Here is a 15545-nt window from a genome sequence, read left to right on the forward strand (position 1 = left end):
CTCCGTACCCGGGCTGGCGCGGCATTGCCTGTCATAGGCAATGTCAATCCGACCTTCGGGTTGTAAAGGCGGATCATGGACGTAGCGAGTTACGATTTATTGTCGACGGCAGTGTTGCTTTTGCGGGCCGGTGGATCAATTCAACACGCCAATACGGCGGCCGAAGAGTTATTCGGCCTGTCGCGTCGCCAGCTTGCCGGCATGCAAGCCCAGCATCTGTTCAGTTCCGACACGTCGCTGCAGAGTCGGTTTCCGGATGCCATTGATGGCAAATTCGGCATTCTGCGGCAAGACCTCGTGGTCGACTGTTCGGGTGTTTCAGTGCCCATAAGCCTGGCGATCGTTCCTTTGCATAAGCAGGAATGGGCGGCGCTCCTGGAGCTGCGGGTTATCGAGCACCATATTCTGATTGATCGGCATCAGCAACTCAGCAAGGAGCTGGCCGCGCAAAGGGAGTCTTTGCGCAACCTGGCGCACGAGGTGAAGAATCCGCTGGGCGGCATACGGGGCGCGGCGCAACTGCTGGAGGCCGAACTGGATTCAGATGCCTTGCATGAATATACCCAGGTCATCATTGCCGAAGCCGACCGGTTGGCCGGCCTTGTTGATCGGCTGATCGCACCTCAGGGCGAAACGCTGCGCAAGGCGGACTTCAATATTCATGAAATCTGCGAGAGGGTCTACACGCTGGCCAAGGCTGAGTTTTCCCAGATCGAAATTGTCCGGGACTACGATGCGTCGGTGCCCGACCTGCATGGCGATTTCGCCCGCCTGCTGCAGGCCTTCCTGAATATGACGCGAAATGCGGCACAGGCGTTGTCGGAGGATCCGGACACTCGCGCACCCAGGCTGACCTTGCGGACCCGCATCGGACGCCAGCTGTTGCTCGCCACCCGCCAGGCCAAGCTTGGCATTGTGGTGTCCGTCATCGATAACGGACCTGGAATACCCGCCGAGCTGCATGACAAGATATTTCATCCCCTGGTCACTGGCAGGGCTAGCGGTACCGGGTTGGGCCTGAGCCTGGCCCAGGAGTTCGTGCAACAACATGGCGGAATCATTGAGTTCGATTCACGCCCAGGTCATACCGAATTCCGGATGATTCTGCCTTTGGAGTAAAGATGAAACCGGTATGGATTATTGACGATGACCAGAGCATCCGCTGGGTGCTCGAGAAAGCGCTGGCCCGGGTGGCCATTCCCGCCCAGACTTTTGCAAGTGCCGCCGAAGTGCTGGAGGCGCTTGAAGCCGGAAGCCCTTCTGTATTGGTGACCGACATCCGTATGCCGGGCCAGGATGGCCTGAGCCTGCTGCATCGCATCAAGCAGGACCATCCTGACTTGCCGGTGATCGTCATGACGGCCTTCACCGACCTGAACAGTACGGTCGCCGCTTTCCAGAAAGGCGCGTTCGACTATCTGCCCAAGCCTTTTGACGTGAATGCCGCCATCGCATTGATACAACGCGCCGCTCAGTCGGCCGGTGCGGATGCCGAAGACGGCGCCGAACGCCACGCCGTGTCGGCCAGCGGCGAAGGCATCATGCTGCAGTCTTCTTCCCCCGCCATGCAAGAGGTTTTTCGTGCGATAGGTCGCCTCGCCGCGTCGAGCGTGACGGTATTGATCACAGGTGAATCGGGCACGGGCAAGGAGCTTATCGCAAAAGCCTTGCATACTCACAGCAATCGCGCCAATGGCCCTTTCGTCGCGTTGAACGCAGCAGCCATACCCAAAGATCTGCTGGAAGCCGAACTGTTCGGCCACGAGCGCGGTGCGTTCACGGGCGCTACGCAACAACGCAGGGGGCGCTTTGAAGAGGCGCGTAACGGTACGCTGTTTCTCGATGAAATCGGCGATATGCCATTTGAGCTGCAAACCCGGTTGTTGCGCGTGCTGGCGGAAGGTAATTTTTATCGCGTCGGCGGATCCCAGGCCATCAACGCCGATGTCCGTATTGTTGCCGCGACCCATCAGCCCCTTGAGCAGCGGGTTGCGGAAGGGCGTTTTCGGGAAGACCTGTTCCATCGGCTCAATGTGATTCGCTTGCGGCTTCCCCCTTTGCGTGAGCGAAAAGAAGACATCCCCGCCCTGGTTCAGCTATTCATGCAAAACAGTGCCCGCGACTTGGGCGTGGCCGTGCGTCGCCTGTCACCGCAAGCCCAGCAGGTGATGACAAGTTTTGATTATCCGGGCAACATTCGCCAGTTGGAAAATTTCTGCCAGTGGCTGACGGTTATGTCGTCCAGCCAGGTCATTGAAGCCAAAGACCTGCCTCCGGAAGTTTTCGGTACGATACAAAGCGACGATAGCCACGCTGCGGCCGGCGAGTACGGCAATGTAGACCCAACCGGTGGCACATCCCATCGAGAAGCCCTCCCTGTCGCGACAAACCAGCCGGACGGGACCGTGAGACCGGAGGCCTCCTGGGCGAGCTTGCTGGGTCGTGAAGTCCACGCCAGGTTGGCGCGCAACGAACCGGCAATCATGTCAAGCTTCACGCGAGACTTTGAGCGCGTATTGATCGAGACGGCATTGCTGTATAGTCGGGGGCGCCGTATGGAAGCGGCTCAACGGCTTGGAATAGGGCGTAATACGCTCACCCGTAAATGCAGCGAACTCGACTTGAATGATGAAGCAGGCAATTAGGGCGCGTTGACGCCCGCGATACGGCCCTCGATCCGAGATCGGGCACACCGATTGCTATTGCACAACATCGTTCATCAAGGAGGGGTCATGCGTTTCATGACAGCTTTATCGCAATCCGTATTTCACTGCGCAGCATCCATTGCAGCATTGGGTTTTCTTGCCGTTGCATTGCCGGCCGGCGCTCAGCCCATCGGCACTTCCCAGCCGACATCATCGGCGAATACCGCATTGAATACGGGGGGGCAGGGCGACGGCCTCGGACTGCGGCTAGGGTATTACGACGACTACCGTAATATCAGCCTTTTTCATGAGACAGCGCCTTGGTGGAGTCACCAGTTGCAGAATGGCTGGGGCAGATTGGATTTGAATGGTGAACTGGGCCTTACCTATTGGGATGCCACGCACGGTCGTCCTGAATCGCTATGGCAGTTGAGTGCTACACCGATGTTGCGCTGGTGGCCCAATGAGTACGTTTACACGGAAATCGGTGTAGGCGCCACGGTACTGAGCCGTACCAGCTTTGCCGACAGGAATCTTGGTTCGGCATTCCAATTCGGTAACCATATTGGCGTTGGGGTGCTTATCAGTCAGGCACATCAATTAGGCCTTAGATTCTCGCACTTTTCCAACGCAGGGATTAAGGAACCCAATGACGGCCTGGATATCGTCCAGCTTACCTATACCTATCGCTACTAGGTAGAAGAGTAATCAGCTGGCTTCGCCCCGCAAATAAGCTTGCGCACGTTGAGCCATCAGCGCTTCGCGCTTGACGAAATCGGCGACGAAAGCATTGACCGGCGTGTGGTGTATGCCATAGGGGGTGTCCCACTGAGCAATCACGCCGTTCTTCATCACGCCGATACGGTCGGCGATGGCAAACGCTTCTGCCTGGTTATGGGTAACCAGTATGGCGGTGTGGCCAGTCTTTTTCAGGATGTCGCGAACTTCGAAAGCCAGCCGCTCGCGAGTATCGACATCCAGATTTGAAAAAGGCTCATCAAGCAACAAGAGTTCCGGCTCCGGCGCCAGGGCGCGCGCAAGTGCCACGCGCTGTTGCTGGCCTCCGGAAAGCTCGTGTGGATAGCGCTGCCCGGAATCCTCCAGGCCCGCCAGGCACAGCAGTTCATCGACGCGCAGCTTGCGTCGCTGCCTGTCCCACCTGCGCAAGCCGAAAGCGATATTCTTCTCAACGCTCAGGTGGGGAAACAGCGCGTAGTCCTGGAACATCATGCCAACATTGCGGTGCTCGGGCTCGACTTGTTCGCTGTCAGAGGAAAGCACCGTGGCACCCAGGGATATGGAACCCTTGCGTAGCGGCTCGAAACCCGCTATTGCACGCAGTACGGTAGTCTTGCCGCACCCTGACGCGCCCAGTAGGCAGCCGATATGGCCTTTCTCCAGGCTGAGCGTAAGGTTGTCCACGACCGGCACGATGCCATTCTGGGTGTCATAAGCCAGCGATATGTTATTGAGTTTGAGCAGTTCTGACATACTAGTGCGCTGATTTGAATTGGGTACGTGCCAGCAGGATTACCGGCAACAAGCCTGCAAGGACGATGGCCAGTGCGGCGACGGATCCTTCTTCATAGGTCCCGCGGGCCGCTTCGGCATAAAGCCAGGTCGCCAGAGTGTCGAAATTGACCGGCCGCAACAGAAGCGTGGCGGGGAGCTCCTTCATGGCGTCGACGAAAATAAGCAGGGCTGCCGCGCCCAGGGCGGGACGCAACAAGGGAAGATGGATGCGACGCAAGGTGCCGCTGGAGGTTTCGCCCAGCAGGCGTGCCGCCTGCTCCATGGACGGTGGAATGCGAGCCAGCCCCGACTCTATCCCGCCTATCGATATGGCAAGAAAGCGTATGACGTAAGCGCATACAAGCGCCGTCGTGGTCCCCATCAGCAAGAGGCCGGGATCTGCATTGCCGAGTAATTCCCAGACCTCGGCGCCCAGGCTGCCAAGGAATACGATGGGACTGAGCAGGCCGATGGCCAATACGGTTCCCGGTATGGCGTAGCCGGAAGTGGCGATCCGGGCGCATAGCCGGGGCAGAGTGAACGGTGCGCCGTGCCGCAAGGCGCGGGCCGCCCATGCAACCACCAGTCCGCAGGCGATGGTGGCAATGGTAGCGATCAGTGCGATCTTGACGGTGTTGTAGCCGCTCATCAATAGCTGGTCAGAGACCGACCCGACATTATTGAAGTGCTTGAAGGTTTCATTCAGCAGGTATAAAGCGGGCGCAACGAAACCGATTATGACGGGAGTCCAGCCCAGCATGAACGCAAAGGCGGCCGCAAGGCCTTTCAATTTACGGGGCTGCATTGCCCTGGCGCGTTGTGTACTGGCATAGCGTTGGCGGCGGCGTCCATGGCGTTCAATGAGTATCAGCAGGACGACAATCGCCAGCATGGCAAGGGCGATCTGGGCCGCTCCGGCCAGGTCGGAACGCGTAACCCACGTCGTATACACCGATACCGTCAGCGTTTGGACACCCAGGAATTCGGAGGCGCCAATATCGTTCAACGTTTCCAGCAAGGCCAGGCTGACCCCCACGGCAATGGCCGGGCGGGCCATGGGCAACGCAACGCGAAAGAAAGTGCTGCGGCTGGATTCGCCCAGCACCCGGGCTGCCTCGAGAAGACTGGCTGCCTGCGTGGCGAACATGATACGGGTACTGAGATACACGTAGGGGTACAGCACGAAGCCCAGCAGGAAAATGGCCCCTGGCAAGGACCGTAGGTCCGGCAGCCGGAATTGGCGCGGGCTGTCGTAGCCCAACACGTCGCGCAACAGGGTCTGCACGGGACCGATGGGGTGAAGAATGTCGAGGTAGGCGAAGGCGACGATGTAGGTGGGAACCGCCAGCGGCAGCAACAGCGCCCAGGATAGAATGCGTTGGGAAGGAAACTGGAATGCGGTGATCAGCCAGGCGCTTCCCACCCCCAGGCAGGCGACCAATACGCCCACGCCCGCCAGCAGTAACGTAGTATTGAGAAAAGCGGTGGGCAGGACATAAGAGAGCAGGTGGGACCAGTGCTCCGTCGTACCTTGCAAGGCGTACCAGCATAGCGTGGCGATGGGGGCGAGCACGCACAGCGCGATCAGTATGGTGCCGACCCGCCAGCCAAGGCCAGCCTCACATGAAAAAAAACGGCGCAGATGCAACAGCGGAAGTTCCTGCAAAAAACGGCAGAACGCGGGCGTTAAAGCCCGCGTTCCAGGAAGCAGCGTCGGCTTCTTAGTTGTTGAATCCAACCTTGTCCACCAATTCGCTGGCTTGCTTGCGATGCTTGGCGATTTCGGTCAGGGATAGTGGATCGACAACCAGAGGACCGAAACTTGCGACAACAGGGTCCAGCTTGACCCCTTCTTTGATCGGGTATTCATAATTGGCGTTAGCGTAAAGGCCTTGAGCTTTATCAGAGACCAGGTATTCAAGCAGCTTGACGGCGTTTTCCTTATTGGGTGCATGCTTGGCTACCGACGCGCCGGAAATATTAACATGAGTGCCGCGGCTCTTTTCATTGGCGAACGTCGGACGTACGACCTTGATGGCGTCGCCCCATTTGCGCGCATCGGTACCGGGTTCAGCGTTCTTCATGCGGCCGACATAATAGGCATTTGCAATGCCGATATCGCAGATGCCGCCCAGGATGTCGCGCGCCACGTCGCGGTCTCCGCCCGAGGCCTTGCGTCCGAGGTTGTTCTTGACGTTGCGCAACCATGCTTCAGTGGATTCCACGCCATTGTGCGCGATCATGGCGGCAATGAGCGCCGTATTGTAGGGATGCTGGCCCGACCGTATGCAGACCTTGCCTTTCCATTTGGGATCGGCAAAGGCTTCATAGGTAAGGGCATTGACGTCGAGATCTTTTGCGACATAGGCCACCCGGTCGCGCAGGGACAGCGTATACCATTGGTTGTCGGCGCCGCGCAGATTGGCGGGAATGGTGTCGTTCAAGACTTTGGATTGGACAGGCTGTGTAATGCCGGCGTCGACCAGATCAAGCAAATTGCCGATGTCCACAGTCATGAGCAGGTCGGCGGGAGACTTTTCCCCTTCGGCCTTCACGCGCTCGATAAGGCCGTCCTTGACGAAGACCGTATTGACCTTGATGCCCGTGTCTTTGGTGAATTCATCCAGCAGCGGCTGGATCAGTTGCGGTTCGCGCGTTGTGTACAAACTGACATCGGCCGCGACGGCTGCGCCGGATGCGGCACAAAGGGCGGCAAAGCCGGCCAGCATTAATGAGCGAAACAAGGGCCGCGGCTCTCGGTTTGAACGCATGGAGCATCTCCTGGACGAATATAGATGGGAAATGTGAACACCGTGTTCACTAATGGACAGTTTAATGCTGAATAGAAATGATTCTCATATGGATGCGGTAAGATACCAGAGTATGGGAAACTATTCAATGAAAAAGCTTGCCGTCGGCCCGCTGTCTGGCCATTTCTGGCGCTTGTTTGATCCATCTTAAATTACCCTTGGTTTTCATTGGACCGCCCCTGTATTCAGCGACGTTCACGCTGTAATATCCCTCGTACACGCCGGGTTTTCGGCATGTCCTTTGTCCGGCACGCTAAAATCGGGCCTTCAAGCATTTACTTTACGCGATCACATGGCAGCCTTTAATACAGAGCAGGTTCTCAACGTACGTCACTGGAACGATACTTTATTTTCCTTTACCACCACGCGCGATCCCGCCCTGCGTTTCCATAATGGTCACTTCGTGATGCTGGGCCTGGAGATCAACGGCAAGCCGCTCATGCGCGCCTACAGCATTGCCAGCGCCAACTACGAAGAAAACCTCGAGTTCCTCAGCATAAAGGTACAAGACGGTCCGCTCACGTCGCGCCTGCAGCACTTGAAGCAGGGCGACACGATACTGGTCAGCAAGAAGCCGGTGGGTACACTGGTCGTCGATGATCTCAAACCGGGCAAGCATCTTTATCTGTTCGCCACCGGCACGGGTCTGGCGCCGTTCATGAGCATCATCAAAGACCCCGATGTCTATGAACGTTTCGATAAAATCGTCTTGCTGCATGGGGTGCGGTTCCAAAGCGAACTCGCGTATTCCGACTATATCCAGAATGAACTGACCCAGAACGAATATTTTGGCGATATCGTCCGCGAAAAGCTTATTTACTATCCATCGGTCACCCGCGAGCCCTTCCGCAACCAGGGGCGGATTACCGATATGGTCGAATCCGGCAAGCTTTTCAACGACATCGGCCTTCCACCGCTTAATCCCCAGACTGATCGCGCCATGCTTTGCGGCAGCCCCCATATGCTTGCCGATATCAGCGCCATGCTCGACAAACGTGGTTTCGTGGTATCCAGTGGAGTCGGACAACCTGGCGATTATGTAATTGAACGGGCTTTTGTCGAAAAGTAGCCGTATGGGCCACCGGGGGGCTTGTTAATTCAAGCTATAGGTGATTACACTCTGATAGTTGTTTTATTGACTTTACAGAGAGCACACTTATGGCCAAGCAAATTATCCATACTGATGCGGCCCCGGCCGCTGTCGGTCCGTACTCGCAGGCTGTCGCCGCGGGTCCCGGAAAAACGGTATTCTTGTCCGGGCAGATAGGTCTCGAACCCGGTACCGGAGAGCTCGTTTCCGAAAACTTCGAAGGGCAGGTGCGTCAGTCTTTCGCGAATATGCAGGCCGTCATCGAGGCAGCCGGCGGTTCACTGGAACATATCGTCAAGCTGACCCTGTTCCTGACCGATCTCAGCAAGTTTGCCAGCGCCAATGCCATCATGGCCGACATTATTCCGCAGCCATTCCCCGCACGCTCCACGATCGGAGTCGCCAGCCTGCCCAAGGGCGCGCAGTTCGAGGTTGAAGCGATTATTGTCATTTGATCCCACGAAGCAGGGTGGTCGCTGTGGCCGTATCTGGCACAAAAGCGCGTGCGCCGGGACAGGCTGCGACGGGTCCCGGCTCGCTGCTCGAGCGCAAGCTGTTGCATCTGGGCTTGCGGGATCCGGTTGATTTCGTGGTGCATCTTCCCCTGCGCTACGAAGACGAAACGCACATAACGCCCATCATGTCGGTGTACCCGGGTGCGCCGGCGCAGGTCGAGGCGGAAGTCATACGCAGTGAAGTGCAGTTTCGTCCGCGCCGCCAACTCGTGGCTGTCGTCGAGGACGACACGGGTTCACTGCTTTTGCGCTGGTTGAATTTCTATCCCAACCAGCAAAAGCAAGTGGCGGTGGGCAAGCGTGTACGCGTGCGTGGCGAGGTGCGCGCCGGTTTTGGGGGCCACGAGATGGTCCACCCCAAAATCACCGTCGCCGGCACGGCACTGCCGCAAGCGCTGACGCCGGTATATCCGACCACTGATGGCCTGTCCCAAGCCAGCCTGCGCAAGGCCATAGACCAGGCTCTGGTCCGTGCCGATCTGTCCGATACCTTGCCGCCTGAAATTCGCGACCGCTACAAGCTTATGCCGTTTGACCAGGCGATCCGTGTGTTGCACCATCCCTCGCCCGACATTTCGTACAGCGATTTGATTGAACGGGGACATCCTGCCTGGACCCGTATCAAGTTCGATGAGTTGCTGGCCCAGCAGATATCACTGGCGGCAGCCCGCGCCGCTCGCCGACGTCAGAGGGCGCGTGCGCTGGAGGGCGATCATGGGCGCTTGCCGGATGCATTGCGGGCCAGTCTGCCGTTTACACTGACCGCCGCGCAGGAGCGCGTCATCGCGGAAATTTCCAGCGACCTGTCGTGCTCTTTTCCAATGCACCGATTGCTGCAGGGAGACGTCGGCAGCGGCAAAACCATTGTGGCGGCGTTTGCAGCGGCCCAGGCAATTTCCAGTCAGAGCCAGGTTGCCATCATGGCGCCTACCGAGATCCTGGCCGAACAACACTTTCAGAAGTTGGTGGCATGGCTCGAGCCTTTGGGCATTACGGTGGCCTGGCTTACCGGAAGCCTGTCCAGCAAGGCGCGCAAGGCGGCCATCGAAGCCATCGAATCGGGGCAGGCGCAGTTGGTGGTGGGCACCCAGGCCCTCATCCAGGATAAAGTCAATTTTTCCAATCTCGGCCTGGTTATCCTGGATGAGCAGCATCGATTCGGAGTGGGCCAGCGACTGGACCTGAGCCGCAAGGGTGAAGAATCGGAAGGCAGCCTGGCCATGATCCCGCACCAGTTGAGCATGAGCGCGACCCCGATTCCACGCACCCTTGCCATGACTTTCTTCGCGGACCTGGACGTTTCGGTGATCGATGAGCTGCCCCCCGGACGGAGTCCGGTGCTGACCAAGCTTGTTTCCGATGCGCGGCGTGACGAGGTGCTGAGCCATGTGGTCGCCGAGGTGCGCCGGGGCAGCCAGGCATACTGGGTATGCCCGCTGGTTGAAGAAAGCGAGGCATTGCAGTTGCAGACCGCGGTGGACACCCATGCCAGGCTGGCCCTTGCCTTGTCGGGAATGCGGGTGGGGCTGGTACATGGCCGCCTGCCTGCAGCGGAAAAGCAGCAGGTCATGCAGGACTTTCGGGCCGGCGCCATTGATCTGCTGGTCGCGACGACGGTCATTGAGGTCGGCGTCGACGTGCCGAATGCTTCTCTTATGATTATCGAGCATGCTGAACGTTTCGGCCTTGCGCAACTGCATCAACTACGTGGTCGGGTAGGGCGGGGCAGTCAACAGTCGGTCTGTGTGCTGATGTACCAGTCCCCCTTGTCGGCCGTGGCGCGACAACGCTTGCGCGCCATGTACGAAACCGCCGATGGTTTTGAAATTGCCCGACGCGATCTTGAACAGCGTGGTCCTGGCGAATTCCTTGGCGTTCGACAGTCCGGCCAGGAGCTCTTGCGTTTTGCGAGCATCGATACCGATGCCATGATCGCCGAGCAGGCCCAGGAAGCGGCGCGCGAGCTGCGCGATCGTTTCCCGGGACATGCACGCTGTCACCTGGAACGGTGGATGCGGGGCAAGCAGGACTTTTTGCGCAGTTAGCGCAGCCTGATCCTTATTTAGAACGAGATAGCTAATGACCTTGACCGAATTGAAGTACATCGTGGCCGTGGCGCGGGAGCGGCACTTTGGCAGGGCTGCCGAAGCGTGTTTCGTCAGCCAGCCGACCTTGTCCGTTGCCATACGCAAGCTCGAAGACGAGCTGGGTGTGGTGCTGTTTGAACGCGGCGGTACCGAGGTGGGCGTAACGCCTATCGGATTGCGCGTCGTCGCACAGGCACAGCGGGTGCTTGAAGAAGGGGCCAATTTGCGCGAGATTGCCCGGCAAGGACATGATCCGCTTGCCGGGCCACTGCGGGTGGGGGTCATCCATACCATAGGCCCCTATCTCTTGCCGCGCTTGGTGCCGACCCAGATCACTGCCACGCCCCAAATGCCGTTACTCTTGCAGGAAAACTTCACGGCCCGCTTGCTGGAACTGTTGCGGCAGGGTGAAATCGACTGTGCCATCGTCGCCTTGCCTTTGCCGGAGTCGGGCTTGATGGTGCATCCTTTATACGATGAACCGTTTGTGGTGGCAGTACCGACGAATCATCCCTGGACGGCACATAAAGAGATCGATGCGCGCACGCTCAAGAACGAAACCATGCTTTTGCTTGGCACCGGACATTGCTTCCGTGATCAGGTACTGGAGGTCTGCCCGGAGCTATCGCGTTTTTCGGCATCCAGCGAAGGTATACAGCGCACCTTCGAAGGATCGTCGCTGGAAACCATACGGCACATGGTCGCAGCCGGCATAGGCGTGACCGTATTGCCAACCAGCGCGCTTTCCATGCCTGGCCTCGAAAACAATCTGCTGGCTTACATTCCTTTCAAGAAACCCGTGCCCGACAGGCGCGTCGTACTTGTATGGCGCAAAAGTTTTCCGCGTCCCACGGCCATAGACGCCCTTATCGCTGCGGTTCGCGCCTGCAACTTGCCCGGTGTGAATTACCTGGATGCCGTAACGGCGCCGGCGTCCGGCGCCGCATGATGATGAATAACACCGCGCGCCGAGGTCCGCGATTTGTCATACCGACATGGTATCCTTGGACGAGCGTTTTCAATCAAAAACCACTTGGGGGTCTGTATGGCTAAAGCGGCAAAGCTGGGCAATAAAACAGAAAAAATGAGCGACAAGGGTCTACCCATCGATATCGGTATCTCGGATAAAGACCGGTCAGTGGTTGCGGCCGAGCTCTCTAAAATGCTGGCCGATTCGTACACGCTATATTTGATGACCCATAACTTCCACTGGAACGTCACCGGGCCCTTGTTCAATACGCTGCACACGATGTTCATGACGCAATACACGGAAGAGTGGCAGGCACTGGATGCCATTGCCGAGCGCATCCGGGCGTTGGGACATTACGCGCCAGGCACCTATGCCCAGTATGCCGAACTCTCGTCCATCAGCGAACCGTCAACCGTTCCTTCCGCCGAAGAGATGATACATCTGCTGGTCAGGGGCAACGAGGCTGTGGCAAAAACGGCCAGGGCGGCCTTCAAGAAAGCCGATGGCGTCGACGATCAGCCGACTGCCGATCTGCTCACCCAGCGCCTGGACATCCATGAAAAGAACGCCTGGATGTTGCGCAGCTTGCTGCAATAACCATAGAGGAAACCCTGTGCCGAATGACGCCACGGGGCTGCCCTTTGGGTGTATGCTTTCCCGCGTACCTTAGGAGGCTATATGAAAATTCGTTTTACTCCAGTTGCTACTGCCCTGGGCTTTGCCGCAGGCATGCTCCTTTCGTCGGGCGCCATGGCCGATACCATCAAGATAGCCATTGCCGGCCCGTTTACCGGACCGGTCACCCAATATGGTGCAATGGTTAAGCAAGGCGTCGATACCGCTATAGAACAAATCAATGCCGCGGGTGGTGTGCTCGGCAAACAGCTTGAAGCCGTTTCCATCGACGACGGTTGCGAACCCAAGCAGGGTCCTGTAGTCGCCAACCGCGTGGTGAACGACGAAATCAACTATGTGGTCGGGCACGTGTGTTCGGGCGCCACCATTGCCGCTACCACCGTCTATAACACCGAAGGCGTCCTGATGGTTACGCCTTCGGCGACCGCGCCGGGCGTCACAGACGGCAAGAACTTCGACATGATCTTTCGCACCATAGGCCGGGACGATCAACAAGGTCCTGCCGCCGCGAAATTCATCATCGAACAAATCAAGCCCAAGAACGTTGCCATTATTCATGACAAGCAATCGTATGGGCAGGGTATTGCCAACTCGGTAAAAGCCGAGCTTGAAAAAGCCGGTATCAAGATTGCGTTTTTTGAAGGCATCAATGCGGGCGATACCGACTATTCGGCCATCATCACCAAGCTTAAAAGCACTGGGGCGGACTTCGTCTACTACGGCGGCTATCACCCTGAAATGGGCTTGCTGTTGCGCCAAGGAGCCGAGCAAGGCCTGAAAGTCAAGTTCATGGGGCCTGAAGGCGTCGGCAACCCGGACATCAATGCCATCGCCGGTGCCGCGGTCGAAGGCATGCTCCTGACCCTGCCTGCCGACTTCACCCAGGATCCCTCCAACGCGGGCATCGTCAAGGCGTTCAAAGACAAGAAGCGCGACCCCAGTGGTGCTTTCCAGCTGACCGCCTATTCGGCAACCAAAGCCATTGCCGATGGCATCAAGGGCGCAGGTGTTGACGATCCCGTCAAGGTGGCCGCCTATCTGCATGCCAACTCCATCGCTACCCCAATCGGAAAAATCTCCTGGAACAAGCAGGGCGATCTTACCGAGTTCAAGTTCGACATCTTCACGTGGCATAAAGACGGCAGCAAATCCGTGTACAAATAGGCCGTTCAACGTCAATAACAATAAGGGCGCCCAGCAGGCGCCCTTATTCCTTACTGCTACTGTGCCATTCTGTTATACAGAATGCTATCGCACCCGATCAATCGATAAGTCGCCGACCCGTCGCCGCATCGAACCAATGCAATGGGTGCACGCCATCCGATCCGACCTGGACGGTCTCGCCCAGTTGCAACGGAAAGTCCTTGGTCAGCCCCACCGGGCAACGCAACACGACCGCGGTATCCGCATGCCGTCCGTGTATCAACTGTTCCGAACCCAGAATTTCCACCATTTCGATGTCTATCGGGATTCCTGGCGCATGCAGCGTCATGTGCTCCGGACGCATACCCATGATCACCTTCTGGTTTGCCAGGGATGCCGGGACCGATGCGGCATCGATCTGCAGCACTGCGCCGCTTTCGTCCTTGACCTGGCGCTGCGCATCGATGTGTACCGGAACCAGGTTCATGGGCGGTGAGCCGATGAAGCTGGCGACGAAGATCGATGCCGGCTTCTCGAATACCTCGATAGGCGTGCCGATCTGCTCGGGTATTCCTTTGTTCATGACCACCATGCGCTGGGCCAGGGTCATGGCTTCGACCTGATCGTGCGTGACATAAAGGCTGGTGGTCTTAAGCTTGAAATGCAGTTTTTGGATCTCCAGGCGCATTTGCACGCGCAGCTTGGCATCCAGGTTCGACAAGGGCTCGTCGAAGAGAAATACTTTTGGATCGCGAACGATTGCGCGTCCCATAGCGACACGCTGACGCTGTCCGCCCGACAGCTGGCGTGGCCGGCGGTCAAGCAAAAGCGACAGTTCCAGTATCTGGGCTGCCCGGTCTACGCGGGATTGGATTTCCTGCTTGCTGAATTTACGTATCTTCAGGCCGTAGGCCATGTTCTCGAAGACCGTCATGTGCGGGTAGAGCGCATAGTTCTGGAACACCATGGCGATATCGCGTTCCGCGGGCTCGAGCTTGTTGACGACCTTGCCGTCGATACTGATGTCCCCGCCCGTGACGCTTTCCAGTCCCGCGACCATGCGCATCAATGTTGATTTGCCGCAGCCAGACGGGCCGACGATAACAATGAACTCGCCATCGGCAACTTCCATGTTGATGCCATGTATGACAGCTATGTCGCCGGGATAAGTCTTGGTTACGTCGCGAAAACTCAGTGTAGCCATGTGTTTGATTCCAAAATCGGTGCGCCGGACAAAGCGGGCAGGTTTAATAGTGCGTACAGTGCTCAGCGCTTATTTCTCGGCGTCGACCAAGCCTTTCACAAACCATTTCTGCATGAAGATCACTACCGCGGCAGGTGGGATCATGGCCAGCAAGGCAGTGGCCATGACCAGGTTCCATTCGGTCACGCTGTCGCCGCCGGCAATCATGCGCTTGATGCCTATGACCACCGGATACATGTCTTCTTGTGTGGTCATGATCAGCGGCCACAGATACTGGTTCCAGCCGTAGATGAACTGGATGACGAACAAGGCGGCGATGCTGGTTCGGGACAAGGGCAGCAACACGTCCTTGAAGAACCTCATTGGCCCGGCTCCGTCAATACGCGCGGCCTCGATCAGCTCGTCAGGTACTGTCAGAAAGAATTGCCGGAACAGGAAGGTAGCCGTGGCGGATGCGATAAGCGGCAGGGTAAGGCCTGCGTAGGTGTTGAGCATGCCCAGGTCGGCCACCACCTTGTAGGTAGGCGCGATACGGACCTCAACAGGCAGCATCAACGTGACAAAGATCATCCAGAAAAAGAACATCCGGAAGCGGAAGCGGAAATACACCACGGCAAACGCAGACAACATGGATATGGTGATCTTGCCGATGGCAATGGCCAGTGCCATCACCGTGCTGACCCACATCATTCTTGCTACAGGTGGTGTGTTCGCACCGTCGCCAAACAATACGGCGCTGTAGTTCTCGATGAAGTGGCTGCCGGGCAGCAGCGACATGGGGGCTTGCGCGACTTCCTGTGCGGTTTGCGTAGACGCCACCACCGTGACATAGAGTGGAAAAGCGATAATCGCCACCCCGATGATCAGGATGATATGGGACAGGATATCCAGGTAGGGACGGCGTTCAATCATGTGTAGCCTTGCCAGCGGTAG

General features: G+C 57.7%; 14 protein-coding genes. 9 read left to right on the plus strand and 5 right to left on the minus strand.

Annotated elements, in window-relative coordinates; all coding sequences use genetic code 11:
• Window positions 1-75: 75 nt before the first annotated feature.
• The 3 genes from glnL to CR159_RS14745 all read left to right on the plus strand — a co-directional run bounded on the left by glnL (window position 76) and on the right by CR159_RS14745 (window position 3341).
• Complete coding sequence (gene glnL / locus CR159_RS14735; RefSeq protein ID WP_102074725.1) at window positions 76-1119, plus strand: nitrogen regulation protein NR(II); 1044 nt, start codon at window positions 76-78, stop codon at window positions 1117-1119.
• A 2-nt stretch (window positions 1120-1121) separates the two neighbouring features.
• Entirely contained in the window at window positions 1122-2645 is a 1524-nt protein-coding gene (ntrC, locus tag CR159_RS14740) for a nitrogen regulation protein NR(I) (protein WP_102074726.1), read from the plus strand.
• An 87-nt stretch (window positions 2646-2732) separates the two neighbouring features.
• Window positions 2733-3341, plus strand: a complete 609-nt coding sequence (locus CR159_RS14745; protein WP_233208332.1) for an acyloxyacyl hydrolase — start codon at window positions 2733-2735, stop codon at window positions 3339-3341.
• Window positions 3342-3353: 12 nt separating this feature from the next.
• Here CR159_RS14745 and CR159_RS14750 read toward each other — a convergent pair whose 3' ends face one another.
• The 3 genes from CR159_RS14750 to CR159_RS14760 form a co-directional block, all read right to left on the minus strand.
• The gene (locus CR159_RS14750) at window positions 3354-4136 is read right to left on the minus strand and encodes an ABC transporter ATP-binding protein (protein WP_102074727.1); all 783 of its coding nucleotides are present in this window, start codon (window positions 4134-4136) and stop codon (window positions 3354-3356) included.
• A 1-nt stretch (window position 4137) separates the two neighbouring features.
• Window positions 4138-5805, minus strand: coding sequence for an ABC transporter permease (locus tag CR159_RS14755; protein ID WP_233208333.1), 1668 nt, complete (start codon window positions 5803-5805; stop codon window positions 4138-4140).
• A gap of 73 nt (window positions 5806-5878) precedes the next feature.
• The gene (locus CR159_RS14760) at window positions 5879-6928 is read right to left on the minus strand and encodes a Fe(3+) ABC transporter substrate-binding protein (protein ID WP_102074729.1); all 1050 of its coding nucleotides are present in this window, start codon (window positions 6926-6928) and stop codon (window positions 5879-5881) included.
• Between the two features lie 331 nt (window positions 6929-7259).
• Between CR159_RS14760 and CR159_RS14765 the strand changes: the two genes are divergently transcribed.
• The 6 genes from CR159_RS14765 to CR159_RS14790 all read left to right on the plus strand — a co-directional run bounded on the left by CR159_RS14765 (window position 7260) and on the right by CR159_RS14790 (window position 13429).
• Window positions 7260-8036, plus strand: coding sequence for a ferredoxin--NADP reductase (locus CR159_RS14765; protein ID WP_102074817.1), 777 nt, complete (start codon window positions 7260-7262; stop codon window positions 8034-8036).
• Window positions 8037-8125: 89 nt separating this feature from the next.
• Window positions 8126-8512 (plus strand): Rid family detoxifying hydrolase, encoded by a 387-nt coding sequence (locus CR159_RS14770; protein ID WP_102074730.1) that lies wholly within the window; start codon window positions 8126-8128, stop codon window positions 8510-8512.
• 14 nt (window positions 8513-8526) lie between these two features.
• Window positions 8527-10617, plus strand: a complete 2091-nt coding sequence (gene recG / locus CR159_RS14775; protein WP_439650552.1) for an ATP-dependent DNA helicase RecG — start codon at window positions 8527-8529, stop codon at window positions 10615-10617.
• A gap of 34 nt (window positions 10618-10651) precedes the next feature.
• Window positions 10652-11608 carry a LysR substrate-binding domain-containing protein gene (locus tag CR159_RS14780; protein WP_102074731.1) on the plus strand — a complete coding sequence of 319 codons (957 nt, stop codon included), beginning with the start codon at window positions 10652-10654 and terminating at the stop codon, window positions 11606-11608.
• A 96-nt stretch (window positions 11609-11704) separates the two neighbouring features.
• Entirely contained in the window at window positions 11705-12226 is a 522-nt protein-coding gene (locus CR159_RS14785) for a Dps family protein (protein ID WP_304528633.1), read from the plus strand.
• 81 nt (window positions 12227-12307) lie between these two features.
• Window positions 12308-13429: a branched-chain amino acid ABC transporter substrate-binding protein gene (locus CR159_RS14790; RefSeq protein WP_102074732.1), complete on the plus strand. Its 1122-nt coding sequence runs from the start codon at window positions 12308-12310 to the stop codon at window positions 13427-13429.
• Window positions 13430-13526: 97 nt separating this feature from the next.
• On the opposite strand, the gene CR159_RS14795 is transcribed toward CR159_RS14790, so the two are convergent.
• On the minus strand, window positions 13527-14612 hold the full coding sequence (locus tag CR159_RS14795) for a sn-glycerol-3-phosphate import ATP-binding protein UgpC (protein ID WP_102074733.1): 1086 nt from the start codon (window positions 14610-14612) through the stop codon (window positions 13527-13529).
• Window positions 14613-14681: 69 nt separating this feature from the next.
• Window positions 14682-15524: a sn-glycerol-3-phosphate ABC transporter permease UgpE gene (gene ugpE / locus CR159_RS14800; RefSeq protein WP_102074734.1), complete on the minus strand. Its 843-nt coding sequence runs from the start codon at window positions 15522-15524 to the stop codon at window positions 14682-14684.
• Window positions 15525-15545: the final 21 nt, after the last annotated feature.

It is taken from the genome of Pollutimonas subterranea (assembly GCF_002849655.1).
GTDB lineage: Bacteria > Pseudomonadota > Gammaproteobacteria > Burkholderiales > Burkholderiaceae_B > Pollutimonas > Pollutimonas subterranea.